Raw genomic sequence first — 24,541 nt, forward strand, 5'->3', positions numbered from 1 at the left:
ATGACCGACGAATCCGCCGCCGAAGCTACCGCCGCCTCCATCCCGACAGGTGGCAGGCAACGCGCTTTCGCCGAGTTCTGGCACTACTTCTCGATGAACACTGGGGCCGTCATTGGCCTTGTCGTGTTTTCGGCGCTGGTGCTGGTGGCGATCTTTGCGCCGTTCGTCGCCCCACATTCGCCCGACGAGCAGTTTCGCGATGCGCTGCTGGCGCCCCCTGCCTGGCAGGAAGGCGGCAAAACGATGTTCCTGCTCGGCACCGATGCTGTCGGCCGTGACATGCTTTCACGGTTGATCTTCGGGGCGCGTTTTTCGCTGTTCATCGGCCTGGTGGTTGTCGTCTTCTCGCTCACCAGCGGCATCGTGCTTGGCGTGCTCGCCGGCTATTTCCGCGGCTGGGTCGACACGCTGATCATGCGCATCATGGATATCATCCTGGCCTTCCCGTCGCTGCTTCTGGCGCTGGTGCTGGTGGCGATCCTCGGCCCCGGCCTGTTCAACGCCATGCTGGCGATCGCACTGGTGCTGCAGCCGCATTTCGCGCGTCTCACCCGCGCCGCCGTGATGGCCGAAAAGAACCGCGAATATGTGATCTCCGCCAAGGTGGCTGGTGCCGGTCATCTTCGCTTGATGGTGAGGACGATCCTGCCGAACTGCCTGGCGCCGCTGATCGTGCAGGCGACGCTGTCCTTCTCCAACGCTATTCTCGAGGCTGCGGCGCTCGGCTTCCTCGGTGTCGGTGCGCAGCCGCCGACGCCGGAATGGGGCACGATGCTCGCCTCGGCGCGCGAGTTCATTCTGCGCGCGCCTTGGGTGGTGACCTTCCCCGGCCTTGCCATCCTGATCACTGTGCTTGCCATCAATCTGATCGGCGACGGCTTGCGCGATGCCTTCGATCCCAAGCTGAAGAGGTCATAATCCAATGCCTCTTCTCGAGATCAAGAACCTGACCGTTTCCTTCGACACCGCCGCTGGACCATTCATGGCGGTACAAGGCATCGACCTGTCGATCGAACCGCGCGAGGTGCTGGCGATCGTCGGCGAATCCGGTTCCGGAAAATCGGTGGCGATGCTGGCGGTGATGGGGCTTTTGCCCAACACGGCGACGGTGAGGGCGGACCGCATGGCCTTCGACGGCATCGACCTGCTTCAGCTCGGCCCATCCGAGCGGCGCAAGATCGTCGGTAAGGACATCTCCATGATCTTCCAGGAGCCGGTCGCCAGCCTCAACCCGTGCTTTACCGTCGGCTTCCAGATCGAGGAGGTGCTGCGCTTTCATATGGGCATGGACCGCGGCCAGCGCCGGGCGCGCGCCATCGAACTGATGAAGCTCGTCGGCATCGCCGAGCCCGAGGAACGGCTGGGCTCCTTCCCGCATCAGATGTCGGGCGGCCAGTGCCAGCGCGTCATGATCGCCATCGCCATCGCCTGCAATCCCAAGCTTTTGATCGCCGACGAGCCAACCACGGCACTCGACGTCACCATCCAGAAGCAGATCCTCGATTTGCTGGTCGGCCTGCAGGCAAAATATGGCATGGGCCTGATCATGATCACCCACAATATGGGCGTCGTCGCCGAGACCGCCGACCGTGTCATCGTCCAGTATAAGGGCCGCAAGATGGAAGAGGCCGACGTGCTGTCGCTGTTCGAGTCCCCCAAGAGCAACTACACGCGCGCGCTCCTGTCGGCGCTGCCGGAAAACGCCGTCGGCGACCGGCTGCCTACTGTTTCCGACATGCTGTTCGAGCCGGCCCCGTCTGTAGTCGCAGCCCGGTCCGCAGGAGGAACCGCCACATGAGTGTGACGGTAGTCGAAGGCAAGAACATCGTGCGCGACTATCATGTCGGCGGCGGGCTTTTCCGCCCCTCCCGTACGGTTCATGCGGTCAAGGGCGTTTCGTTCAGCGTCGACAAGGGCAAGACGCTGGCGATCGTCGGCGAGAGCGGCTGCGGCAAGTCAACACTCGCCCGCATCATCACCCTGATCGATCCGGCGACCTCCGGCGAGCTTTTCATCGACGGCAAGAAGGTAGACATCGCCAGGGACGGCCTGTCGAAGGAAATGCGGCGCAAGGTGCAGATCGTCTTCCAGAACCCCTATGGTTCGCTCAATCCGCGCCAGAAGATCGGCGACGTGCTTGGCGAGCCGTTGCTCATCAACACCGACAGCACGGCCGACGAGCGGCGCGATCTCGCCATGAAGATGCTGAAGAAGGTCGGTCTCGGTCCCGAGCATTACAATCGCTACCCGCATATGTTTTCGGGCGGCCAGCGCCAGCGCATCGCCATTGCCCGCGCGCTGATGCTCAACCCCAGTCTTCTGGTGCTGGACGAGCCCGTCTCGGCACTTGATCTTTCGGTGCAGGCGCAGGTGCTGAACCTGCTCGCCGACCTGCAGGACGAATTCCAACTGACCTATGTTTTCATCAGCCACGACCTGTCCGTGGTACGCTATATCGCCGACGACGTGATGGTGATGTATTTCGGCGAAGCGGTCGAATACGGCTCGCGCGACGAGGTCTTCGCCGACCCCAAGCACAGCTACACCAGGACCCTGTTCGCGGCGACGCCGCGTGCCGACGTCGCCAGTATCAAGGCAAGGTTGGCGAAGAAGAAGGCCGCCTGATCCGGCGATGTTTGCCGGCTACGGTTTCTGGATCCCCGCAATGCCGGCAATCTGCTCGGCGAGAAAGTCGACCAGCAGCCGCACCCGGGCAACACCGGCGCGTTCCGGAACGATCAGCATGCTCAGCGGGACGGGAGGCGGAAAATAGCCGGGCATGACCACCTCCAGCCGGCCGGCCGTCAGAAGATCGTCGACAAGCCAGTGGTGCGCGGGTGCGATACCACGTCCGGCGACAAGGGCTTCGCGCGCGGCAAGCCCATGGTCCACACGAAATCGCCCGCCAAAGGGCGCCGCAAAGGTCTCGCCGCCCGGCCCCTGCAAGGTGAGCGTGTCGCTTCCCGCGATGTTCGACATCCGGATGCCTTCATGGCCAGGCAGATCCTGCGGGACAGCCGGTCTGCCCCGCGCCGCCAGATAGGCCGGCGCCGCCACCAGCAAACGTCGAGACTGGCCGAGCGCCCGCAGTTTCATTGAGCTGTTGGTGAGCGGGCCAAGGCGAAGCGCGATGTCGACGCCCTCCCGCACAAGATCTATGCGCTCGTCGGTGAGGCTGAGATCGATGCCGATGTCGGGATAGCTGTCCTGAAAGCCGAAGATCAGCCGGCTGACATGCAAGACCCCGAGCGCCGCCGTGCAGGATATCCGGATCGTGCCGGCCGACGCGCCGCGCGTGCCCCGCGCCTCGTCGCCGGCCTGCTCAACGAGGCGCAGGACCTGGACGCTGTCGGCATAGTAACGGCTGCCTTCATCGGTCATCGTGACACGCCGGGTGGTCCTGCTGAGCAGGGGCACGCCGACGGCCTCCTCGAGTTCCCGCAAATGCCGTGTGACCGTCGACTGCCCAATTCCGAGCTCGCGCGCCACCGCCGAGAGGCTGCCGCGCTCGGCGACGCGAACGAAGGTGCGCATGCGCTCGAGGGTGACGTCCGATCTATCCACTATTCGGCATTATCTTATACATTTCCTACATATAGTGGATCAGCCCATGGCTCGCTATCTTTGGTGTCTATCGTCCTTCTTCGGAGTAGACCCATGAAAGTCCTGCTTGTTTTTGCTCATCCTGAACCGCGTTCGCTCAACGGCGCGTTACGTGACGTCGCCATCAGGGAACTCCAGGCCCAGGGCCACGAGGTGCGGGTGTCCGACCTCTATGCCGACGGCTGGAAATCCGAGGTGGACCGTGCCGACTTTCCGTCGTGGCCGCCCGAAGCACGTTTCCTGCCGGCCGGCGCCTCCAAAAAGGCTTTCGCGACGAACACTCTGACCGATGACGTCAAAGCCGAGATCGGCAAGCTGCTATGGGCCGACACCCTGATCCTCCAGTTCCCGCTGTGGTGGTACGCCATGCCGGCGATCCTCAAGGGCTGGGTCGACCGGGTGTACGCCTACGGCTTCGCCTATGGCGTTGGCGAGCACAGCGACGAGCGGTGGGGCGACCGCTTTGGTGAGGGAACGCTCGCCGGCAAGCGCGCAATGCTGATCGTGACCACCGGCGGCTGGGAGGAGCATTATTCCGCCCGCGGCGTCAACGGCCCGATAGACGATCTGCTGTTCCCGATCAATCACGGGATTCTCTACTATCCGGGCTACGACGTGCTTCCGCCGTTCGTGGTCTACAGGGTGGACCGTTTCGGGGAGGCCGATTTCGAGCCTGTCGCGGAGCGACTGCGCGAGAGGATGCGGACGCTCGAGACAATCCGGCCCGTTCCTTATCGGCAGCAGAATGGCGGCGATTACTTGATCCCGAGCATGCAATTGCGCCCCGGCCTGGAGAACCCGGGTGCGACCGCCTTCGCGCTCCACGAGAATCGCGCAGGCGCCGCCGGTCAGCCCGATCAGGACAGCCGGGCGATGATGGTGCGGAGCGCCTCGCCGAAGCGCCGGACTTCCTCGATCGTATTGTAATGCACCAGCGAGGCGCGCACCGCGCCGCTGTCCATGCTGAGGTTGAGCCGCTTCATCAGGCGCGGCGCATACATGTGGCCGTCGCGAATGCCGATCTGCATCTCGGCCATTTCCTCGACGATCCTCTGCGGCGACAGCGTGCCGATGTTGAAGCAGAAGGTCGGCACGCGCTCGCTGAGGCGTGCCTCTTCGGCCACGCCGTAGATCGTAGCGCCGCAATCTTTGAGCACCGCCAGCATTTCGCGCGCCAGCACCTGCTCGTAGTCGCGGATGGCATTCATGCCGGCGACGATGTTGTCGCGGCGCGACCGGTTATTGGCTGGAGCAAAATTGCGGCCGATCGATTCGAGGTAGCGCACCGCGGCATCCATGCCGGAGACGTTCTCGTAAATGAAGGTGCCGGCCTCGATCTTGTAGGGCGGCTCGTCGGGGATGAAATCCTCGCGGAAGGTCGGCAAGCGCTTCAACGTTTCGAAGCGGCCCCACAGGAAGCCCATATGCGGCGAGAAATTCTTATAGCCGGAGCAGACCAGATAGTCGCAATCCCAAGCCTGCACATCGATTAACCCGTGCGGCCCATAATGCACGCAGTCCAGGAACACTTCGGCGCCTGCCGCATGCGCAATCCTAGCCACTGAAGCAACGTCGACAATCGAGCCGATCGAATGCGCCGTCACCGTGCAGGCCACGAGCCGGGTGCGCTCTGAGACCAGCGGGCGCAAATCATCGACATGCAGATTGCCGTCTTCGCGCATCCGCCACCATTTGAACTTGGCGCCGGCCGGCGCCAGCGCCAGCCACGTCGCGATATTGGCGTCGTGATCCATGTCGGTGATGACGATCTCGTCACGTCCCCCATTTGGGCGCTCGGAAAGCATCTGGCCGATGCCGAGGCTGACCAGGCGGATGAAAGAAGTGGCGTTCATGCCGAAACAGATCTCCGCCGGGTTGGTGGCGTTGATCAGCAACGCCACGCTTTCGCGCGCGCCGGCGACGGCTTGGTCGACGGTGATGCTGCGTCCGTAGCGGCCGCCGCGCTGCACATTATGCGCGACCAAATGGTTGGTGACCGCATCGAGCACGCTTTGCGGGATCTGCGCGCCGGCAGCGTTGTCCATGAAGACGAAGTCGCCCGCCTGCTGCAAGGCGGGGAACATGGCGCGGATCGTCTCGACCGGGAAAGCTGCAGCATCGCCGGTTTTCGAAATCTGATGCTGGTTCAAGGTCGTCTCCTGCGAAGTGCGCTGACAGAATCAGCGGGTCTTTTCGGTTTGAAAGCGGCGTTCAAGGAGGCTGACGAGACGGACCATCGGCCAGAGAAAGATGAGGTAGACCAGCGCCGCGCCGATCAGCGGTGAGGGGTTGGCATAGAGCGATTGCGCGTTGGTCGCTTCCTTCAGCAGTTCGGGCAGGGCTACCGTGGAGGCGAGCGAGGTGTCCTTGAACATCGAAACGCAGTTGCTGGTCATCGGTGGAATGACGACGCGGATCGCCTGCGGCAGCACCACCTTGCGCAAGGTCAGCAAGAACGGCAGGCCGAGCGCCTGCGCCGCCTCGAACTGGCCGCGCGGAATGCTTTGTATGCCCGAGCGGAACACCTCGGCCGAATAGGCCGCCATGATGATGGCGAACGCCATCACCGCGGACGTCCACGATGACAGGCGAATGCCGAGGAACGGCAGCGCATAGTAGATCAGGATCAGCACCACCAGCACCGGCATCGCCCGGAAAATGTCGATGTAGCCGATAGCCAGCAGCCGAAGCGGCTTTGGCGCATAGAGCCGCACCAGGCTGATCGCGAGGCCGACGGGAATACCGATGCCGATGCTCATGATTCCGAGCAGCAGCGTGTTCAGGAAACCGCGCAGCAGCGCCGGCAGGCTGGAGACCATGACGTCGGCGTTGAAGAAGGTGTCCAGCAGCGACATCGCAGCATTTCCGAAACGTTTGGCGTCCCGCGACGCTCGAGCCCCAGCCCGAAATCCCGAAATCGTGCCGGTACGAAAGCCGGCACGAAATTTAAGCGCGAACTGTCGCTCAGGCCTTCGGTACAGGCATTTCCTTGACGGTCGAGGAATCGGCCGGTGCGTCGCTGCCGAACCACTTCTTGTGGATCGCGGCCAAGGTGCCGTCCTTCTTCATCGCGGTCAGCGCGTCGTTCAGCTTGCCGAGCAGCGGGTGGTCCTTGGTCATCATCAGACCGTACTGCTCGCCGGTCTTGATGCGCTCTTTTACCGCGAGATCCTTCATCCTGGTGAAAGAATATTCCAGGCCCGGAATATCGCTGACCGCCGCATCGACGCGGCCGGAGCTGAGATCGAGCAGCAAATTCTGCTGCGTGTCGTAGCCTTTGACGTCACTGAACCCGTCCGCTTCCTGGTGGGCCTTGACCCAGGCTTCGCCGGTTGAGCCGGACAGCACGCCGACGATCTTGCCCTTGAGGTCGGCCTCGGCCTTGATTGGGCTGTCGGCCTTCGCGGCGATGCCCATGTCGGAATCATAGTAGGGCTGCGTGAACGACTGGGACTTCAGCCGCTCCGGCGTGATGGTGATCGACGAGATGGCGACGTCGATGCGCTTCGAGGTGGTGGCGGCGAACAGCGCCTGGAAACCGAGGTCGGCGATATCAGTGGTCATGCCGATACGCTTTGCCGCCTCATTGATGATGTCGACTTCGAAACCCTCGAATGTGCCGCTCTCGTTCTTGTATTCAAAAGGCGGATTGGTCGGATAGGCGCCGACATTCAGCGTGCCTTCGGCATAGGCCGGGCCGCTGGCGATGCCGATGGCGGCAGCAAGAAGCAGCAGGTTGCGACGGGTGAAATTCATTTTCGTTCCCTCTGGTTGTGATCGGACGGGTTGGCCCCCGCACGGCTTTGATACGCCAAGTGACCGGACTGCCGGAAAGCCCTCCCGGCACGGCAGTCGTAAGATCGGATGCTATCCAAAGTACCGCGCTTTTCAAGGCGAAAGTTTTAAGCTTAAAAAATTTGCCGCGTGTTGCCGTCACTCCGGAATAACCGCCGTGGCCTGGATCTCAACCTTGGCGCGGTCCTCGACAAGCGCCATCACCTGGATAGCGGCCATCGCAGGAAAATGCCGGCCGATCACCTCGCGATAGACCTCGCCGATCCCCTTGAGATTGGCCAGATATTCCGCCTTGTCGGTAAAGTACCAGGTCATCGAGGTGATATGATCAGGCGTGGCGCCGGCCTCGGCGAGCACGGCGACAATATTGGCCAGCGTCTGCCGCACCTGGCCGACAAGATCATCGGTCTCGAAGCGGCCCTGTCCGTTCCAGCCGACCTGCCCGCCGACGAAGACAAGCTGTCCACGCGCGGCGACGCCATTGGCGTAGCCGACGGGTTTCGCCCAGCCTTCCGGCTGCAGGATGGTGTGCATGTCAAAACCTCCCAATGCTCAAATCCGGTCGCTTAAAACTCAAAGACAATCAATTCTTCCACACAACTCCGGTCTCAGGCCGCCCCCATCACCTGCCGTGCAATCACTACCTTCTGCACGTCGGACGCTCCCTCGTAGATGCGCAGCGCCCGGATCTCACGATACAAGCTTTCGACGATATGACCCTTGCGGACGCCGTCGCCGCCATGCAGCTGCACAGCCTTGTCGATCACCCCTTGCGCTTTGTCGGTAGCGAACAGCTTGGCCATGGCGGCTTCGCGGGTAACCCGAGCCGCGCCCATGTCCTTGGTCCAGGCGGCACGATAGACCAGCAGCGCGGCGGCATCGACATCCAGCGCCATATCGGCGATGTGGCCCTGCACCATCTGCAGCTCGGCCATCGGTGCACCGAACAGGCTGCGCTCGGCCACTCTTGCGATGCTTTCGTCCAGCGCGCGCCGGGCAAAGCCGAGCGCCGCTGCGCCGACGGTCGAACGGAACACGTCGAGCACGGACATGGCGATGCGAAAACCGTCACCGGGTTTGCCGATCAGCGCCGAGGCTGGAATGCGTGCATTGTCGAAGGACAGCCGGGCGAGCGGGTGCGGCGCAATCACCTCCAGCCGCTCGGCAACGATCAGCCCCTCGGTTTCGGAAGGCACGACAAAGGCGGAAAGCCCCTTGGCGCCGGGCGCCTCGCCGGTCCGGGCAAAGACAACATAAAAGTCAGCGATACCGCCGTTGGAGATCCAGCTCTTTTCGCCGGATAGAAGATAGCTGTCGCCGTCACGCCTGGCCGTCATTTCCATGTTGGCGACGTCCGAGCCCGAGCGCGGCTCCGACAGTGCGAAAGCCGAAATCGCTTTGCCGGCCCGCGTCTTCGCCAACCAGCTCTGCTGCTCGGGCGAGCCGAACAGGCTGAGCGCACCGGTGCCGAGCCCTTGCATGGCGAAGGCGAAATCGGCCAGCCCGTCATGCCGGGCCAGCGTCTCGCGCGTGAGGCAGAGTGTGCGCACGTCGAGCGGTGAGGGATTGTCGGTATCGAGCGCCGTCGGCTTCAGCCAGCCGTCTTGGCCGAGCTTGGCCACCAGCTCGCGGCAGGCCGCGTCGACATCGTCATGCGCGACCGGCAGGTTCTTGGCGCACCATGCCTCCAGCCGCTCCGCCAACTCGCGGTGATGGTCCTCGAAGAACGGCCAGGTAAGGAAGGAACGGTCAGGCATTTCTGCCTCCGCCGCTCTCCAGCCCCTGCGCTCTACGGCGCCCCCCTCTGTCCTGCCTGACATCTCCCCCACTGGGGGGGAGATCGGCCGTCACCCCGGCTTTCGCCAATCTCTGACGGTGCAAGAGTGGGCGGGTCGCTGAAGCTGCCAATCTCCCCCCTCGTGGGGGAGATGTCCGGCAGGACACAGGGGGGCGCTGTCCCGCCAACCTGTCTTTTTTTGTGGACTCAGCCGAACCTTCCATCTCAATCCCCCTCGAACACCGGCTTCTCCTTAGCCATGAAAGCCGTGTACGCCCGCTCGAAATCGCGGGTCTGCATACAGATCGCCTGCGCCTGCGCTTCCGCTTCGATAGCCTGGTCGAGACCCATCGACCATTCCTGATTCAGCTGCGTCTTGGTCATGCCATGGGCGAAGGTCGGACCGGAAACGATGCGGGCGGCCATGTCGAGCGCGTCGGCCTCGAGCGTTGCGGCATCGACCAGCCGGTTGTAGAAGCCCCAGCGCTCGCCTTCCTCGGCGCTCATCGTGCGGCCGGTGTAGAGCAGCTCGGCGGCGCGGCCCTGGCCAATGATGCGCGGCAGGATCGCGCATGCGCCCATGTCGCAGCCGGCAAGGCCGACGCGGGTAAACAGGAAAGCCGTCTTGGCTTGAGGCGTGGCGATGCGGATATCGGAGGCCATCGCGATGATGGCACCGGCGCCGACCGCCACGCCGTCGACCGCCGCGATAATCGGCTTGCCGCAATTCAGCATCGCCTTGACGAAATCGCCCGTCATGCGGGTGAAGGCGAGCAGCGCCTTCATGTCCATCTTGACCAGCGGGCCGATGATTTCGTGGACGTCGCCGCCCGAGCAGAAATTGCCGCCATTGGGCAGGAACACCGCGGCATCGATGTCATCGGCGTAGACAAGGTCGCGAAAAATGTCGCGCAATTCGGCATAGCTGTCGAAGGTCAGCGGGTTCTTGCGCTCCGGCCGATCGAGCCGGATCCTTGCGATCTTGCCTTCGACCTGCCAGAGGAAATGCTTCGGCTTGCGGCCGGCCAGCTTCGTCATTCCCGTCCCTCCCAATTGCTGCGGAAGGAGGTCAGCATGCCGGTCAGCCGGCGGGCCTCGTCCTCGCTCACATTGCCCAGCAATTCGCCGACCCATCTTTCATGCGCGGCGGCGATTACGGCGAAAGTCTTCGATCCCTCTTCCGTCAGCCGCACCATCGAGGTGCGGCGGTCGCCATTGCGTCGGGCCCGCATCACCAATCCTTCCGAGACCAGCCGGTCGATGATGCCCGTGACATTGCCGTTGGACACCAGCAGGAACCGGGAAAGATCGCTCATCAGCATGCCCTCGGGCGCCCTGTACAGCGCGGCCATCACGTCGAAGCGTGGCAGCGTCGTGTTGAACTCTCGCCGCAACCGCTCGCGCAGCTCGGCCTCGATGGTGCGCGAGGCGCGCAGCAGGCGTATCCAGAGCCGCAGGCGGTCCTTGCCGGGTCCGGACGGGGCGGGCAGGGGACCTGCTACCATGTCTCACCTCCGGAGATCGAAATCGTCTGTCCGGTGATCGACCGCGCGGCGTCGCCACACAGATAAAGCACGGCGGCCGCAATTTCCTCCGGCTGGATGAAGCGGCCTTGCGGGTTGGTCGCGGCAAGGCTTGTTCGCGCCTGCTCGGTCGAGCGGCCGGTCGTCTCGACGATGCGCTGGACGGCATTCTCCAGCATCTCGGTTTCGACAAACCCTGGGCACACGGCATTCACTGTTATGCCGGACTTGGCGGTCTCGACGGCTAGTGCCCGCATCAAGCCGACGACGCCATGCTTGGCTGCGACATAAGCTGCGACATAGGGATAGCCTTTCAGTCCGGCGGTGGAAGCGACGAAGATGATACGGCCAGTCTTGCGCGCGACCATGCCGGCCAACGCCGGCTTCACCGTCAGGAACGCACCGGTCAGGTTGACGTCGAACGTGCGCTGCCAGTCCGCCAGCGAGGTCCGCTGCGCCGGGGCACTGCCGGACATGCCGGCATTGGCAACGACGATGTCGAACGGTCCGCGCGCCGCTTCCGCGGCCTCGTAGAGCGACGCCATCGATGCCTCGTCGGTGACGTCGGCGGCATTGGCGAAGATGCGTTTGTTCTCGGCGGCGACCGCAGCCAGCGCCGCTTCGCGCCGGCCGCAGATGGTCACGTCGACGCCGGCGCCGGCCAGCGCCAGCGCGATCGCGCGGCCGACGCCGGAGCCGCCGCCGGTGACCAGCGCATGGCGCCCCGAAATCGTCGCGGCTGCACTCATACTTTCAACCCCGCTGCCGCTTCGCGCTCGGCCAGCCGGTAGAGCTGGTCGCGGCCGGGCAGATAGGGATCCGGCCATTTGACGCCGCGATCGCCAAGCGTGACGGCCGCGTGCAGCGTCCAATAGGGATCGGTAAGATGCGGCCTAGCCAGTGCGACGAGATCGGCGCGGCCGGCCATCAGGATCGAGTTGACGTGGTCCGGCTCATAGATATTGCCGACCGCCATCGTCGCCATCCCGACCTCGTTGCGGATGCGATCGGAAAACGGCGTCTGGAACATGCGGCCATAGACCGGCCTTGCCACGGCCGAAGTCTGGCCGGCCGATACGTCGCAGATGTCTACGCCGGCCTCACGCAGCAGCCGCGCGATCTCGACGGCATCGGCCGGCGTCACGCCTTCGATACCTAGCCAGTCATTGGCGGAGATGCGCATCGAGATCGGCTTCTCGGCCGGCCACGCGGCGCGCACCGCATGAAAGATTTCCAAGGGGTAGCGCATGCGGTTTTCCAGCGAGCCGCCATAGGTGTCGGTGCGCCGGTTGGTCAGGGGCGTGATGAAGGAGGACAGGAGATAGCCGTGCGCGGCGTGGATTTCGAGCATATCGAAGCCGCAGCGCGCCGCCATCTCGGCCGAGGCGACAAACTGGTCGCGCACCATGTCCATGTCGGCCCGGTCCATCGCCTTGGGCACCTGGTTCTGCGGCGACCACGGTACGGAAGATGCCGCCATGACCGGCCAGTTGCCCGAAGGCAGCGGCACGTCGGTTCCTTGCCAGCCGAGTCGCGTTGATCCTTTGCCGCCGGAATGGCCGATCTGGGCGCAGATCTTGGCCTCGGTCTCGGCATGGACGAAATCCACCAGCCGCTTCCAGGCGACCTCATGCTCGGGCGCATAGAAACCGGGGCAGCCAGGCGTGATGCGGCCCTCCGCGCTGACGCAGGTCATCTCGATGTAGAGGAGGCCGGCGCCGCCCTTGGCCCGTTCGGCGTAATGGGCGAAATGCCAGTCGGTCGGACAGCCGTCGACCGCCTTGTACTGTGCCATCGGCGAGACGACGACGCGGTTCTGCAGCGTCATGTCGCGCAGCCGAAATGGCGCGAACATCGGCGCGCGACGCAGACTGTTGCCGCCGGCACCGGCCTGACGCTGGAACCATTCCTCGGCGCCGGCCAGCCATTCGGCATCGCGCAGCCGCAAATTCTCGTGACTGATGCGCTGCGAACGCGTCAGCAGCGAATAGTTGAACTGCACCGGATCGAGGCCGAGATAGCGCTCGACCTCCTCGAACCATTCGAGCGAATTACGCGCCGCCGACTGCAGCTTCAGCACTTCGGTGCGCCGGGCGTCCTCATATTTGCGGAACGCGGCCTCCAGGTCCGGCTCGGACTCGACATAGTCGGCCAGCGCCACCGCGCTTTCCAGCGCCAGCTTGGTGCCGGAACCGATCGAGAAATGCGCGCTCGCCGCCGCGTCGCCCATCAGCGCCAGGTTCTTGTAGGACCAGCGTTCGCACAAGACGCGCGGGAAATTGATCCAGGCCGAGCCGCGGATATGATTGGCGTTGGTCATCAGCGCGTGGCCGCCGAGATGGCGGGCAAAGATACGCTCGCAAACAGCAATCGATTCCTGCTGCGACATCGCGCCGAAGCCGAAGCGCTGCCAGGTCTGCTCGCTGCATTCGACGATGAAGGTCGCGGTGTCACTGTCGAACTGGTAGGCATGCGCCCATACCCAGCCATGCTCGGTTTTCTCGAAGATGAAAGTGAAGGCATCATCGAATTTCTGGTGGGTGCCGAGCCAGACGAACTTGCATTTACGGACGTCGATATCGGGCTTGAACACGTCGACGAAGGCGCCCCGCGCTTTCGAGTTCAGCCCGTCGGCGGCGACGACCAGATCGTGCGTCTCCATATAGGGCTTTGGATCGGCGATGTCGGTTTCGAAGACCAGCTTGACGCCGAGTTCGCGCGCCCGCCGCTGCAGCAGCGTGAGCAGCCGCTTGCGGCCGATGCCGCAAAAGCCATGACCGGTCGAGACCGTGCGCACGCCGTCATGGATAACGGCGATATCGTCCCAATAGGCAAAATGCTTGCGGATCCAGACGGCGCTGACCGGGTCGTTTTTGGTCAGGTTCTCCAGCGTTTCGGCCGACAGCACGACGCCCCAGCCGAACGTATCATCGGCACGATTCCGCTCGAACACCGTCACTTCATGCGCGGCATCCCTGAGCTTCAGCGAAATTGCAAAGTAGAGCCCGGCTGGTCCGCCGCCGAGAACCGCAACTTTCATCGTGCGATCTCCTCTTCGCTTCTTTCTGTCGAGTTTACGCCTGAGGCGGATTAATTCAAGCTTGAAGTTTCAGGATTGAAACAATCGGCCCCAGATAACCCGTCTTGGCGGAAGTCGGCTTGCCGAGGCCATGGACGCCCCGGGCTATTTTTCCGGGTCCTTCGGGCTCCACAGCACCGTCTCCGCATCTTTTTCATAGGCCATGCCATTGGGATAGCTGATCGCTTCCAACTGCAAGCCCCAAGGCGCCTGGAAATAGAGGATGGTCTGGCCGGCAGCCGGGCCTTCGGTAACCGGCAGCGGCCCCATCCGCGTCTTGACGCCTTTGCCGTCAAGATAGGCTTTTGCGGCGGCGATGTCGTCGACATAGAAGGCGATATGGAAGCCGCCTATGTCGCTGTTGCGAGGCGTCAGGTCCTTTTGGTCCGGCGCGGTGTATTTGAACAGCTCGATGTTCGACCCGTGTCCGCAGCGGACCAACGTGATCTCCTCGATCACCGACTTGGGATCGACCCCCAGCAGATCCTGCATGAATGTGCCCTTGTCGTCGGCGAACGGGCCGAACGACATCGCCTTCTTGCAGCCAACCACTTCGGTGAAGAAATCGACCGCCTGCTGCATGTCGGGGACGGTGACGCCGGTGTGGTCGTGGCCGCGCATGCCGGGAATCGAATCAGCCGAGGCTGCTCCCATCGGGCCGAGCAGAGCGGCCGCGAGCATCGTGTTTCTGATTGCGTATTTCATTCCAGTTCTCCTCCGTTTCGCGAGCTGACTTGTCGATGCACGTCCGAGGCCCGCTTTTCGCCGTGCTGATGCGTTGAGCTTTCTCATGCCGGGGATTTCGCGGCCGGCAGCAGCCAATCGCTATCGATCTCGGGCAGCGGAATGGCGGCGAGCAGGTCGCGCGTGTAGGCCTGCTGCGGTTTCTGGAATAAAGTATCCGTCGCGCTGGCTTCGACGATCGCGCCTTCGCGCATGACGACCACTTGCCGGCAGAGCCGCCGGATCACAGACAGATCATGGCTGATAAAGGCAACGGTCAGGCCCATTTCGGCGGCGAGTTTTTCCAGCAGCGTCAGGATCTGCGCCTGTGTCGAGACGTCGAGGCCGGAGACGATTTCGTCGGCCAGCACGAATTTCGGCGACAGCGCCAGCGCCCGGGCAATGCCGACGCGCTGGCGCTGGCCGCCCGACAATTCGTGACGGTAGCGGCTGGCGAAGCCTTGCGGCAGGCCGACGCGGTGAAGCGCTTCAGCAACTCGGGCTTTCAGATTGTCGCCAAGGCCATTCTGCTTGAGCGGCGCTGCGATGATGCTGGCGATGGTACGGCGCGGATTGAGCGACGACATCGGATCCTGAAAAATCATCTGCAGATGGCGGCGCAGCGGTCGGAGCTCCGCCTCCGGGAGATGCGTAATGTCGCGGCCGTCGAAGATGACGTTGCCGGCGCTGGGCTCCAAAAGCCGCACCAAGGCGCGGCCAAGCGTCGATTTGCCGGAGCCGGATTCGCCGACGATGCCGGTCACCGAGCCCCTGGGCAAGTCGAAATCGAGGCCCTTCAGGATCTCGGCCAGCGGCGGCCGGCCGATCAGCGGCTTGCGCGTCATGTCGGGTAGCGCGACCTTCAGCCCGCGCACAGAAAATAGCGGCTCAGCCATGGAGCGGCATCCATGCGTGATCAGCGGCGGCGATCTCGGCCGCCAGCCCGGCCAGCACCGCCTCGTCCACCGGTTTCAGCAATGCAAGCGGATCGGTGTAGCGCGGCGTCGCAGACATCAGTGCCCGCGTATAGGGGTGCCGCGGGGCGGCGAAGAGGGCAGCCGTCTCGGCCTCCTCCACCACCTTGCCGGCATAGAGCACGGAAACTTTCTGGCTGATCTTGGCGACGACGCCGAGATCGTGGGTGACGAACAGGATCGCCGTGCCGTGCTCGCGCTGCAATTGCGCGATCAGCCGCAGGATCTGCTTCTGCACGGTCACGTCGAGCGCCGTGGTCGGCTCGTCGGCGACGATCAGCCTTGGTTCGGCTGCGAACGCCGCGGCGATCAGCACGCGCTGGCGCATGCCGCCGGACAGCTCGTGCGGATAGCATTTGAGGACACGCTCGGGGTCGCGGATTTGCACCTCGTCCAGCAATTGGCGGACGCACGCATCGGCCTTCTCGCCGCTCCAGCCGAGGATGCGCACCAGCCGGTCGGTCATTTGCGGGCCGATGCGCCGTGACGGATTGAGCGCCGTGAGCGGGTCTTGCGGGATCAGCGCGGTGCGTGCGCCGATCAGTGTGCGCCTTGCCTTGGGTGCCAGCCGGCCCAGATCCTCGCCCTCGAGCAGCATATCGCCTTCGACGATACGCACGCTCGGCGGCAGCACGCCGAGCACGGCCTTGCCGATCATCGTCTTGCCGGCACCGCTCTCGCCAACCAGCGCGCGGACCTCGCCGGGCTGAACGGAGAGCGATACCGAGCGCAGCACGCGCAAGCCATTAGGCAGCACCGCGCTAAGGTCGCGTATGTCGAGGCAGGATTTCGCCGGCGCGCTCATCGCAGCACCGGATCGAAACGTGCCCTGAGACCTTCGCCGAACTGGCTCAACGACAGCACCGTCAGGATCAGGGTGACCAGGGGGAACACGAGCACCCACCAGGCCTGATGGATCGACAGGCGACCCTCTGCGATGATGCCGCCCCAGGTCGGGTCGTCGGTCGAGATCGACAGATTGACGAAGGACAGGATCGCCTCGACGATGATGGCAATGCCCATCTCCAGCGACAGCAGTGCGACGATCGACGGCACCACATTGGGCAGCACTTCGCGCAGCATGATGCCGATGCGGCCGTAGCCGGCGATGCGGGCGTTCTCGACATAATCCATGCGCGATTGGCCCATGGTCTCGGCGCGGACCACTCGGCAGAAGCGCGTCCAGTCGATGACGGCGATGGCGATGATGACGGAGCTCAAGCCCGTGCCGAGCACGGCAACCAAAAGGATGGCAAACAGCACCGGCGGAAACGCCATCCAGACATCGACAACGCGCGAGATGATGCGGTCGGCCCAGCCGCCGAAATAGCCGGCGATCAGCCCGAGGGTCGAGCCGACCAGGCAGGCGGCAAGAGCTGCCGCGAAGGCGACGATGAAGGCGATGCGGGAACCGAAGATCAGCCGCGACAGGAGATCGCGGCCGAGGCTGTCGGTGCCGAGCCAATAGCCGGGCTCTGCACCGTTCAGCCAGATCGGCGGCAGCCGCTCCAGCATCAAATCCTGCGCCAGCGGGTCCTGCGGTGCGACCAGCGGCGCGAAAATTGCGGCAAGCAGCGCAATCAGCAGCCAGCCGCCGGCCAGCCATAGGCGTGCCCGCGAGCCATGTCTTGAAATACGGGCCTCATCCATGGCGCAGCCTCGGATTGAGCAGCGCATACATCATGTCGACGCCAAGATTGATCAGCACGAACAGCAGCGCGAAGACCAGCACGATGCCCTGGATCAGCGGCAGGTCGCGGTTGATGACGGCATCGATTGCCATGTTGCCGAGACCCTCATAGGAAAACAGCCGCTCGACGATGACCGTACCGCCGATCAGGAAGGTGAACTGCACGCCGACTAGCGTCAGTGTCGGCAGGGCGGCATTCTTCAGCGCTTCGCGTAGGATGACCTGCGTTTCCGAAAAGCCCTTTACCCGCGCCAGCACGACATAGTCGAGGTCGAGCACTTCCTTCAGCGACTGTTTCAAGAGCTGCGAGATGATCGCGGCCAGCGGCAGCGCCAAGGCCACGGCCGGCATCAGCATGTGCGCCAAAAGGTCCTTGGTCAGGTCGAATCGCAACCGTACGATGCTCTCGAACAGGTAGAACTGGGAGACGAAGGGCAGGTCTAGCTGCGGCGACACCCGGCCGGAAATGTCGAAGATAGGCACCAGGACGCCGAACAGAAGGATCAGCACCAGGCCCCATAGGAAATCGGGAATCGAAAGCGCCGCACCGCTGGCAATGTCGATGCCGGCTTCGACCGCGGTGCCGCGCTCGCGCGCGCCGAGGATTGCCGTCGTGCCGCCGATCGCCACCGCCATCAGGAGCGCGACGACGGCGAGTTCCAGCGTTGCCGGGAGGCGATTGAAGACCAACCCCAGCACGTCCTGCCGCAACGAGATCGAAGTGCCGAAATCGCCCCTGACGACACCAGCCAGCCAGATGAAGAACTGCTGGACGATGGTCTTGTCGAGCCCGTAAAGCGCGCGCAGCTGCGCGATGTCGGCACCGGTGGCGCCGGGCGGCAGCATCATCGCGATCGGGTCGCCCGGCGCCACGCGGATGACGACGAAGACGACGACGGCCACGCCGAACAGCGTGATCGCCATCGTCAGAAGACGGATCAGGAATCTATGCAGCAGCATGGTCGCCCGTGGCGGAAAATGCGCGCCGTCATTCCGGACGGCGCGCGGCAAGCCGAAGACCGTCTCAGGCCGGGCTCATCAGCGCCGGCAGAAGTGCGCCGGACACATGCTGCACGACATTGACGCCCTTGGCATGCACGATCGGTTGCGCATACTGGATCAGCGGCAGCACATAGGCCTGTTCGGCGATGTATTTGTCGACGGCCTTCCAGCCGGCGATGCGCTTGGCCTCGTCCTTCTCGCCCCACAATGGATTGATCATGTCGATCAGATCCTGGCTGTCCCACACCGAATGCGGGCTTGGGCCATACATGGCAAAGCCGGTCGAGGTGGTGGGATCGCCGATGGCATTGCCCCAATTGTAGAAGGCCGCTGGCGCCAGCTTGTCGGCGGCGCGCAGCTCGTAGTGCTTGGCGATCTCGTAGACCTCGATCGTCGCCTCGATGCCGACCTTGCGCCACATGCCGACGATCGCCTGGATCATCTCATAATCCTTGGGCTTGAAGCCCTTGGTCGTCTGTATCGTGAACTTGACCGGCTTTTCCGGCGAATAGCCGGAGGCGGCCAGCAGTTCCTTGGCCTTGTCCGGATTGTGCTCCACCTTGATCGACGCATCGTAGGCGGCGTATTCCGGCGTCTCCAGCGTATCGATGGGCCGGCCGTAGCCGCGCAGCAACCGATCGACCAGCAGCTTCTTGTCGACCGCCATGACCGCCGCCTGGCGGATGTTCTTGTCCAGCATCACATCGATATCGTTGAAGAAGATCATGCCGATGTCGGAAACGTTCTTGCATGAGCCGGCAAGCCCGTCCTTGGCGATCAGGCGGTCATATTCCTCATAGGAGATTTCCAGCGTCACCTGCGAGGAACCGGACTCGATCTCGGCGACGCGGCTCGCCGCATCGGTGACAAACTTGATGGTCACGTTTTCGAAGGCCGGCTTGCCGCCCCAGTAGTTCGGGTTGGCCTTGAGCTGCAGGAAGGCATTGCGCTCGAATTTGTCGACCATATAAGGCCCGGTGCCGATCGGGGCTTTCTCGAAGCCCTCGGCGCCGACCTTTTCGTAATAGGCCTTCGGCATGATGTAGCCGGTCAGGAACGACATCCACTTGAAATACACCGGGTCGAATTGCACGACGTCGCCGGTGACCTTGTTGCCGTCGATCTTGAAGTTGTTGACGTTCTTCCAGACGAACTGGATCGGGTTGCCGGTCTTCTCGTCGCCCGCCCGCTGCAGCGACCAGACCACGTCTTCGGCCGTGAATGGCGAGCCGTCATGCCAGGTGACGCCCTCGCGCACCGTCATCATGATCTTGCTGCGATCTTCGTTCCAGCCCCATTCGGTGAGCAGGCCGGGCGCGAAGGAAAGGTCCGGCTTCTGCGGGATGAACTGGTCGAACACCGACTGGTAGAGGCCCTGGATGGTCGGGTTGACCGCCGAAGGCCCGGTGGTCGGGTCCCAGGACGGCAGGTTAACATTGTAGGCGATGGTCAGTTCGCCGGCAGCCTTGGCGATCTGCGGCAGGCCGAGCGCCGTGGCGCCAAGCGCGGCCGCGCCGTATCCGAGCAATTCTCGTCTGTTGATTGTCATGGTCGTTCCCCTGTTGCTTTTATGCGCGGTGTCGTTGTCGTTTCGTGGGTTCAGGCTCCTTGGGCAACCGCGCCTTGTCCTCCTTCACCCTAGTTGAAAATTACGGCTTTACCTCCCGCCAAGTTGTTGCGCGAGCATGAAGCCCGAGCCCGCCCCGGTGCCGGCGCCCGGCCATGTTGCCGCCCCGGTCAGGTGCAGATTGCCGACCGGCGTGTTCCAGCCGGCGTAACCGCGCGCCGGCCGAAACAGGAAATTCTGCGTCAGATGATGGCTGCCGCAGATCTGGTCGCCGCCGACAAGGTTCGGGTTCTCGCGTTCGAGGTCGATGGGCGAGAACACGGCGCGGCCGAGGACCTTCCGGCGAAGGCCGGGCGCATAGCGCTCGATAATGTCGAGGACGCGCTCGGCGTAGTGCTCCTTAGCCTCGTCCCAGTGAGCCGCCTCGATGGTGCCCGCCGCATCGCCCACAATCTCGGCTGGCAGCATCCGCACCTGCACCCAAAGCACGTGCTTGCCGTCCGGCGCGCGCGAGGGATCGACCGCCGTCGGCTGGCCGACGACCAGCACCGGCTCGTCCAGCAGCATGCCGGACATCGCCTGCTGGTAGGTTCGCGACATGGCGTCGAGGGACGGCGACAGATGCACATAGGCGAACTGCCGAAGCTCGACGCCGGCACGCCAGTCCGGCAGATCGTCGAGCGCCAGGTGAATCATCATCGTTCCCGGCGCGTGGCGGAATTTTTTCATGGCCGTGTCGAAGGCAGCGTCGCCCGATCCATTAGGCAACAGTTTCCCGGTCAGCGCCTTGGGCGCGACACCGGCGATGACGGCCTTGGTGGCGGTGTGGGTCTCGCCTGAAGCAAGCCGCACGCCGGTCGCCTTGCCGGCGGAAACCGTGATCTCGGCGACATCAGCCCCAGTGACGATCTTGCCGCCGGCGGCCGTGAGCACGCCCGACAATGCGCGGATGATGGTGTCGGCGCCGCCCCTGCCGAGCACCATGCCGAAGCACTGGTTGGCCATGGATTCGAGGTAAGGAAACACCGCGCCGCCGGCGATATCGGGGGCGAAGTCGAGATGCATGCCCCAGGTGGCGAGCGTCGCCCTGACATGCGGTGACTGGAAAGTCTCCTCGAGCCAGGCACGGGGTGACGAAAGCAGCAACCGCCCGGTATCGAGCGCGCCAGCAAAACCCTTCTTGCGCCACAGGTTCCAGGCGGTGCCGGCGAGCGCACGGCCGCTCATCGGCGAGCCCAGCAGCCGCAACAGATGCTCGGCCTCCGCCGGGAATGCCGCAACCAAGCGGCGCCACGTGGCGGCGTCGGTCGCCGAGAACGCGGCCATCCGTGCAGCGGTTTCTTCCAGATCGCTACTGATGCCGAACCAGCGGCCGTCGGGGAAGGCACTGGCAAAACAGTCGGCCACCGGCACGAATTCCAGCCCGTGGGTTTTCAATTCATTTGCATATTTCTTGTGAAAGGCGGAGCCGGCGAACAGGCTGAGATTCATTGCGCCGAAATCGTGCCGGAAGCCCGGAAGCGTGAATTCGCGCGTCTGGACGGCGCCGCCGATCGCTGCGTTGCGTTCGAAAACCCCTGTTTTCCAGCCCTTAAGCGCCAGATGCGCGGCGCATGCCAGACTGTTGTGGCCTGCCCCGACAAATATGGCGTCGAACTCGCTCACGCCCGTCCCATTTCCTTTATGCTTAAAGATAATTGCAGATGCATATGTTTTCGTCTAGTAGGATATTAAGGGCCGCGAGAGCCTTCAGCACCATCGAGAAAGAGGGAACAGAGACCATGCACACACAACAACTCCTCGGCGAAGTCGCCGGCCAGCTGCTTTCTGGCGCCATCCAGGTGGTCGACCTGACGGCGCCGCTCGGGCCCGACACGCCGCTGATCAAGCTGCCGCCGGAACTGGCGGTCGACACGCCGAAGATCGAGATCCACGCCATCTCCCACTATGACAAGAACGGTCCGTGGTGGGCATGGAACTGGCTGAAGCTCGGCGAACATTCGGGCACGCATTTCGACGCGCCGCAGCACTGGATCACCGGCAAGGATTATCCGGACGGTGCCACCGACACCATTCCGGTTCAGAATTTCGTCGGCCCGGTCAATGTCATCGACTGCTCGAAGCAAGCGGCAGCCGATCACGATTTCCTGCTCACCGTCGATCATATCAAGGCGTGGGAAGCCGAGCACGGCACGATCAACGCCGGTGAATGGGTGGTGATGCGCACCGACTGGTACAAGCGCAACGGCTCGGAAGCCGAATTCCTGAACGCCGACGAGACCGGCCCGCACACGCCCGGCCCGACCGCCGAAGCTATCCAGTACCTGATCGGCAAGGACATCAAAGGCTGGGGCAGCGAGACGATCGGGACTGATGCTGGCAAAGCAGGGGGAATGGAGCCGCCGTTCCCGGCGCACAGCCTGATGCACAAGGCCAACCGCTACGGCCTCGCCAGCCTCTGCAACCTCGAGCGGCTGCCGCCGAAAGGCGCGATCCTGATCGCGGCACCGCTCAAGATCGAGCACGGCACCGGCAGTCCGATCCGCGCGCTGGCGCTGGTGCCGAGACAATAGGACGGGTGGCGGTCTTCGGGAGAAGATCATGCTTGCAGGCAGCCATGTGGTGACGAATTGGGAGCAGCAGACCTGCAAGGCTGCGGCTCTACGGCGCGAAGGAACGCGACCTTGCGCGATTGAATCCCACCTCCTGCCGGCTAGGAGCACGCATTGATGAGCGCTCCCGATCACATCATCGTCGGCAGCGGCATCAACGCGCTGGTCTGCGCGGCGATGCTCGGTGGCAAGGGGGCGAAGGTGTTGGTGCTCGAGCGCAACGACCGCATCGGCGGCTGCGTGCGTACCGAAGAAATCACCGCGCCCGGCTTCATCCACGATGTGATGGCGACGACCTTCGTTCTGTTCATCACCTCACCGGCCTATGCGGCTCTGGGTAAGGATCTGGCGCGGCACGGCCTGGAGTTTTGCAACACCTCCACGCCGACCGGCGTGCTGCGCCCGGACGGCAGCCATGCCGTCCTGCGCACCAACCGCACCGCCAATGTAGCGGCGATCAATGCAATCGCCGCGGGTGACGGCGACCGGCACGCCAACGATGTCGGCGAGATCGAGCGCAATGCCGGCCTGCTGTTCGAGCTGCTCGGCGGCAGCCTGTGGTCCTATCCGACGATGAAACTGCTGGCGGGCGAAGCCTGGCGGCGCGGCCCGCGCGGCCTTGCCACCTTTCTCGGCGACGCGCTGGTGCCGGCGCGTGGCTGGCTGGAAAGCACCTACCAGTCGGAAACCATGCGCGCGCTGTGGGCGCCCTGGGTGCTGCATGCCGGCCTCGGGCCTGAAGACGCGTTCTCCGGCCAGATCGCTAGGGTTATCGCCTTCGCGCTAGAGGCGGCCGGCGCACCGGTCGTCAAGGGCGGCACTGGGAACCTGCTGTCCGCCTTCGAAGCCCTGATCAGGGAACGTGGCGGCGAAATCCGCACCGGTGCCGACGTCGCGGCCATCGTGCAAAGCGGAGGCCGCGCCACCGGTGTGCGGCTGACTTCGGGCGAAACGATCAACGCGAAGAAGAGCGTTATCTGCTCGGTCACGCCGACCCAACTCTACGGGCGGCTGCTCGGCGACGCGACCCCGAAAACCGACGTCGAGGCAGCGCAAAAATACCGCTACGGCAAGGGCAATTTCCAGATCCACTATGCCTTGGACAGGCCGCCGGCATGGCGCGGCGAGGGCCTGGACAAGGTCGCGCTGCTGCATCTGACGCCGGGGCTCGACGGCGTCTCGAAGGCCTGCAACGAGGCCGTGCGCGGCATGCTCCCGGAGGTGCCGACCATCTGCGTCGGCCAGCCGCACGCGCTCGACCCGTCGCGCTGCCCGGACGGCAAGGCGATCCTGTGGCTGCAACTTCCCGAGGCGCCACGGCAGATAAACGGTGATGCAGCCGGCAAGCTCGAGACGTCTGCGGACGGCCGCTGGACCGAGACGCTGCGCGAAACCTATGCCGACCGTGCCGAAGCCATCCTTGCCAGCCATATCGACGGGTTCAAGGACAGCGTCATCGCACGTCGCGCCTATTCGCCGGCCGACCTGGAAGCGATGAACATCAATCTGGTCGGCGGCGATCCCTATGGCGGCTCCTCGACCATCGACCAATCGTTCCTGTGGCGGCCGTTCAAGACGAGCCGCAATCACGCCACCGGGGTCAAGGGGCTCTATCATATCGGCGCTTCGACCCATCCCGGCGCGGGGCTTGGCGGCGGCTCCGGCTTCCTGCTGGCGGGGAGGTTGTGATGGAACAGAAGGTTGAAAAGCGCCAGCGCATCTCGACTTTGGGCCAGATCGGCCTGCAGCAATTCGCGCCCTATCTGATGAACCGCATCATGGGCCGCTACAACGCCACCTTGCGCGACAATTTCCGCAGGCAGGGCCTGACCATTCCGCAGGTGAGGACGCTGGCCGTGCTGTCGGTCACCGATGGCGTCACCGTCAACGATCTCTCGGTCTATACCGTCATCGAGCAGTCGACCTTGAGCCGGACGCTCGACACGCTGGAGGGGCAAGGGTTTGTGCGGCGCGAGCAGGGGGTCATCGACAGCCGTATTCGCCATGTGTTCCTGACCGACGATGGCCGCGCCGAGTTCGCGCGCGCCTGGCCGGCCATGCACGACGCTTTCGAGACGATGTTCGACGACATCGACGATGCCGAATACGCGGCGCTGATCGCCACGCTGCAGAAGATGCTGAAGAACATTCGCAAGCACGACATCTGACAATCTTACGCGCCGCCAGATTCCTGGC

General features: G+C 63.8%; 24 protein-coding genes. 7 read left to right on the forward strand and 17 right to left on the reverse strand.

What is annotated here, in order from left to right; translation table 11 throughout:
* Genes AC0L2P_RS02980 through AC0L2P_RS02990 form a run of 3 tightly spaced genes read left to right on the forward strand, consistent with a single transcriptional unit; the run spans position 1 to position 2,625 of the window.
* Positions 1–918: an ABC transporter permease subunit gene (locus AC0L2P_RS02980; RefSeq protein ID WP_473499773.1), complete on the forward strand. Its 918-nt coding sequence runs from the start codon at positions 1–3 to the stop codon at positions 916–918.
* A gap of 4 nt (positions 919–922) precedes the next feature.
* Positions 923–1,798, forward strand: a complete 876-nt coding sequence (locus tag AC0L2P_RS02985; protein WP_473499774.1) for an ABC transporter ATP-binding protein — start codon at positions 923–925, stop codon at positions 1,796–1,798.
* Positions 1,795–2,625: a dipeptide ABC transporter ATP-binding protein gene (locus AC0L2P_RS02990; RefSeq protein ID WP_254816240.1), complete on the forward strand. Its 831-nt coding sequence runs from the start codon at positions 1,795–1,797 to the stop codon at positions 2,623–2,625. The genes AC0L2P_RS02985 and AC0L2P_RS02990 overlap by 4 nt, the downstream gene beginning before the upstream one ends.
* Positions 2,626–2,643: 18 nt before the next feature.
* Here the strand turns inward: AC0L2P_RS02990 and AC0L2P_RS02995 are convergent, their stop codons facing one another.
* Complete coding sequence (locus AC0L2P_RS02995) at positions 2,644–3,564, reverse strand: LysR family transcriptional regulator (RefSeq protein ID WP_473499775.1); 921 nt, start codon at positions 3,562–3,564, stop codon at positions 2,644–2,646.
* Between the two features lie 93 nt (positions 3,565–3,657).
* On the opposite strand from AC0L2P_RS02995, the gene AC0L2P_RS03000 reads away from it, so the two are divergent.
* On the forward strand, positions 3,658–4,530 hold the full coding sequence (locus AC0L2P_RS03000) for an NAD(P)H-dependent oxidoreductase (protein ID WP_473499776.1): 873 nt from the start codon (positions 3,658–3,660) through the stop codon (positions 4,528–4,530).
* On the opposite strand, the gene AC0L2P_RS03005 is transcribed toward AC0L2P_RS03000, so the two are convergent.
* The 16 genes from AC0L2P_RS03005 to AC0L2P_RS03080 all read right to left on the reverse strand — a co-directional run bounded on the left by AC0L2P_RS03005 (position 4,461) and on the right by AC0L2P_RS03080 (position 21,398).
* A complete protein-coding gene (locus AC0L2P_RS03005) occupies positions 4,461–5,753 on the reverse strand; it encodes a cysteine desulfurase-like protein (protein ID WP_473499777.1) in 1,293 nt (430 codons plus the stop codon). The two genes, AC0L2P_RS03000 and AC0L2P_RS03005, sit on opposite strands and share 70 nt — an antisense overlap.
* Before the next feature lie 30 nt (positions 5,754–5,783).
* Positions 5,784–6,458 (reverse strand): amino acid ABC transporter permease, encoded by a 675-nt coding sequence (locus tag AC0L2P_RS03010; protein ID WP_473499778.1) that lies wholly within the window; start codon positions 6,456–6,458, stop codon positions 5,784–5,786.
* 109 nt (positions 6,459–6,567) lie between these two features.
* Positions 6,568–7,359, reverse strand: a complete 792-nt coding sequence (locus AC0L2P_RS03015; protein ID WP_473499779.1) for an ABC transporter substrate-binding protein — start codon at positions 7,357–7,359, stop codon at positions 6,568–6,570.
* 177 nt (positions 7,360–7,536) lie between these two features.
* A complete protein-coding gene (locus AC0L2P_RS03020) occupies positions 7,537–7,932 on the reverse strand; it encodes a RidA family protein (protein ID WP_473499780.1) in 396 nt (131 codons plus the stop codon).
* Between the two features lie 74 nt (positions 7,933–8,006).
* The gene (locus tag AC0L2P_RS03025; protein WP_473499781.1) at positions 8,007–9,155 is read right to left on the reverse strand and encodes an acyl-CoA dehydrogenase family protein; all 1,149 of its coding nucleotides are present in this window, start codon (positions 9,153–9,155) and stop codon (positions 8,007–8,009) included.
* 245 nt (positions 9,156–9,400) lie between these two features.
* A complete protein-coding gene (locus tag AC0L2P_RS03030) occupies positions 9,401–10,213 on the reverse strand; it encodes an enoyl-CoA hydratase family protein (protein ID WP_473499782.1) in 813 nt (270 codons plus the stop codon).
* The gene (locus AC0L2P_RS03035; RefSeq protein WP_473499783.1) at positions 10,210–10,680 is read right to left on the reverse strand and encodes a MarR family winged helix-turn-helix transcriptional regulator; all 471 of its coding nucleotides are present in this window, start codon (positions 10,678–10,680) and stop codon (positions 10,210–10,212) included. Before AC0L2P_RS03035 ends, AC0L2P_RS03030 begins: the two co-directional genes overlap by 4 nt.
* On the reverse strand, positions 10,674–11,447 hold the full coding sequence (locus AC0L2P_RS03040) for an SDR family NAD(P)-dependent oxidoreductase (RefSeq protein ID WP_473499784.1): 774 nt from the start codon (positions 11,445–11,447) through the stop codon (positions 10,674–10,676). Before AC0L2P_RS03040 ends, AC0L2P_RS03035 begins: the two co-directional genes overlap by 7 nt.
* Positions 11,444–13,738 (reverse strand): bifunctional salicylyl-CoA 5-hydroxylase/oxidoreductase, encoded by a 2,295-nt coding sequence (locus AC0L2P_RS03045; protein ID WP_473499785.1) that lies wholly within the window; start codon positions 13,736–13,738, stop codon positions 11,444–11,446. The genes AC0L2P_RS03040 and AC0L2P_RS03045 overlap by 4 nt, the downstream gene beginning before the upstream one ends.
* A 144-nt stretch (positions 13,739–13,882) precedes the next feature.
* Positions 13,883–14,482, reverse strand: coding sequence for a VOC family protein (locus AC0L2P_RS03050; RefSeq protein WP_473499786.1), 600 nt, complete (start codon positions 14,480–14,482; stop codon positions 13,883–13,885).
* A gap of 83 nt (positions 14,483–14,565) precedes the next feature.
* A complete protein-coding gene (locus tag AC0L2P_RS03055; RefSeq protein ID WP_473499787.1) occupies positions 14,566–15,396 on the reverse strand; it encodes an ATP-binding cassette domain-containing protein in 831 nt (276 codons plus the stop codon).
* On the reverse strand, positions 15,389–16,279 hold the full coding sequence (locus AC0L2P_RS03060; RefSeq protein ID WP_473499788.1) for an ABC transporter ATP-binding protein: 891 nt from the start codon (positions 16,277–16,279) through the stop codon (positions 15,389–15,391). The genes AC0L2P_RS03055 and AC0L2P_RS03060 overlap by 8 nt, the downstream gene beginning before the upstream one ends.
* Entirely contained in the window at positions 16,276–17,124 is an 849-nt protein-coding gene (locus AC0L2P_RS03065; protein ID WP_473499789.1) for an ABC transporter permease, read from the reverse strand. Before AC0L2P_RS03065 ends, AC0L2P_RS03060 begins: the two co-directional genes overlap by 4 nt.
* Positions 17,117–18,124, reverse strand: a complete 1,008-nt coding sequence (locus tag AC0L2P_RS03070) for an ABC transporter permease (protein WP_473499790.1) — start codon at positions 18,122–18,124, stop codon at positions 17,117–17,119. Before AC0L2P_RS03070 ends, AC0L2P_RS03065 begins: the two co-directional genes overlap by 8 nt.
* A 64-nt stretch (positions 18,125–18,188) precedes the next feature.
* Positions 18,189–19,715, reverse strand: coding sequence for an ABC transporter substrate-binding protein (locus tag AC0L2P_RS03075; RefSeq protein WP_473499791.1), 1,527 nt, complete (start codon positions 19,713–19,715; stop codon positions 18,189–18,191).
* 108 nt (positions 19,716–19,823) lie between these two features.
* Positions 19,824–21,398 carry a phytoene desaturase family protein gene (locus AC0L2P_RS03080; protein WP_473499792.1) on the reverse strand — a complete coding sequence of 525 codons (1,575 nt, stop codon included), beginning with the start codon at positions 21,396–21,398 and terminating at the stop codon, positions 19,824–19,826.
* Positions 21,399–21,514: 116 nt separating this feature from the next.
* Between AC0L2P_RS03080 and AC0L2P_RS03085 the strand changes: the two genes are divergently transcribed.
* From AC0L2P_RS03085 to AC0L2P_RS03095, 3 genes are all read left to right on the forward strand, one after another.
* Positions 21,515–22,306, forward strand: a complete 792-nt coding sequence (locus tag AC0L2P_RS03085; protein ID WP_473499793.1) for a cyclase family protein — start codon at positions 21,515–21,517, stop codon at positions 22,304–22,306.
* A 156-nt stretch (positions 22,307–22,462) separates the two neighbouring features.
* Positions 22,463–24,034, forward strand: coding sequence for a phytoene desaturase family protein (locus tag AC0L2P_RS03090; RefSeq protein WP_473499794.1), 1,572 nt, complete (start codon positions 22,463–22,465; stop codon positions 24,032–24,034).
* The gene (locus tag AC0L2P_RS03095) at positions 24,034–24,513 is read left to right on the forward strand and encodes a MarR family winged helix-turn-helix transcriptional regulator (RefSeq protein WP_473499795.1); all 480 of its coding nucleotides are present in this window, start codon (positions 24,034–24,036) and stop codon (positions 24,511–24,513) included. The genes AC0L2P_RS03090 and AC0L2P_RS03095 overlap by 1 nt, the downstream gene beginning before the upstream one ends.
* Positions 24,514–24,541: the final 28 nt, after the last annotated feature.

The organism is Mesorhizobium sp. WSM4836 (assembly GCF_055811815.1).

Excerpts from the sequence above, each read along its gene's own strand:
- AC0L2P_RS02980 (WP_473499773.1), top strand. The coding sequence starts at position 1 with ATGACCGACGAATCCGCCGCCGAAGCTACCGCCGCCTCCATCCCGACA.
- AC0L2P_RS02985 (WP_473499774.1), top strand. The coding sequence starts at position 923 with ATGCCTCTTCTCGAGATCAAGAACCTGACCGTTTCCTTCGACACCGCC.
- AC0L2P_RS02990 (WP_254816240.1), top strand. The coding sequence starts at position 1,795 with ATGAGTGTGACGGTAGTCGAAGGCAAGAACATCGTGCGCGACTATCAT.
- AC0L2P_RS03000 (WP_473499776.1), top strand. The coding sequence starts at position 3,658 with ATGAAAGTCCTGCTTGTTTTTGCTCATCCTGAACCGCGTTCGCTCAAC.
- AC0L2P_RS03010 (WP_473499778.1), bottom strand. The coding sequence starts at position 6,458 with ATGTCGCTGCTGGACACCTTCTTCAACGCCGACGTCATGGTCTCCAGC.
- AC0L2P_RS03015 (WP_473499779.1), bottom strand. The coding sequence starts at position 7,359 with ATGAATTTCACCCGTCGCAACCTGCTGCTTCTTGCTGCCGCCATCGGC.
- AC0L2P_RS03020 (WP_473499780.1), bottom strand. The coding sequence starts at position 7,932 with ATGCACACCATCCTGCAGCCGGAAGGCTGGGCGAAACCCGTCGGCTAC.
- AC0L2P_RS03025 (WP_473499781.1), bottom strand. The coding sequence starts at position 9,155 with ATGCCTGACCGTTCCTTCCTTACCTGGCCGTTCTTCGAGGACCATCAC.
- AC0L2P_RS03030 (WP_473499782.1), bottom strand. The coding sequence starts at position 10,213 with ATGACGAAGCTGGCCGGCCGCAAGCCGAAGCATTTCCTCTGGCAGGTC.
- AC0L2P_RS03035 (WP_473499783.1), bottom strand. The coding sequence starts at position 10,680 with ATGGTAGCAGGTCCCCTGCCCGCCCCGTCCGGACCCGGCAAGGACCGC.
- AC0L2P_RS03040 (WP_473499784.1), bottom strand. The coding sequence starts at position 11,447 with ATGAGTGCAGCCGCGACGATTTCGGGGCGCCATGCGCTGGTCACCGGC.
- AC0L2P_RS03045 (WP_473499785.1), bottom strand. The coding sequence starts at position 13,738 with ATGAAAGTTGCGGTTCTCGGCGGCGGACCAGCCGGGCTCTACTTTGCA.
- AC0L2P_RS03050 (WP_473499786.1), bottom strand. The coding sequence starts at position 14,482 with ATGAAATACGCAATCAGAAACACGATGCTCGCGGCCGCTCTGCTCGGC.
- AC0L2P_RS03055 (WP_473499787.1), bottom strand. The coding sequence starts at position 15,396 with ATGGCTGAGCCGCTATTTTCTGTGCGCGGGCTGAAGGTCGCGCTACCC.
- AC0L2P_RS03060 (WP_473499788.1), bottom strand. The coding sequence starts at position 16,279 with ATGAGCGCGCCGGCGAAATCCTGCCTCGACATACGCGACCTTAGCGCG.
- AC0L2P_RS03065 (WP_473499789.1), bottom strand. The coding sequence starts at position 17,124 with ATGGATGAGGCCCGTATTTCAAGACATGGCTCGCGGGCACGCCTATGG.
- AC0L2P_RS03070 (WP_473499790.1), bottom strand. The coding sequence starts at position 18,124 with ATGCTGCTGCATAGATTCCTGATCCGTCTTCTGACGATGGCGATCACG.
- AC0L2P_RS03075 (WP_473499791.1), bottom strand. The coding sequence starts at position 19,715 with ATGACAATCAACAGACGAGAATTGCTCGGATACGGCGCGGCCGCGCTT.
- AC0L2P_RS03085 (WP_473499793.1), top strand. The coding sequence starts at position 21,515 with ATGCACACACAACAACTCCTCGGCGAAGTCGCCGGCCAGCTGCTTTCT.
- AC0L2P_RS03090 (WP_473499794.1), top strand. The coding sequence starts at position 22,463 with ATGAGCGCTCCCGATCACATCATCGTCGGCAGCGGCATCAACGCGCTG.
- AC0L2P_RS03095 (WP_473499795.1), top strand. The coding sequence starts at position 24,034 with ATGGAACAGAAGGTTGAAAAGCGCCAGCGCATCTCGACTTTGGGCCAG.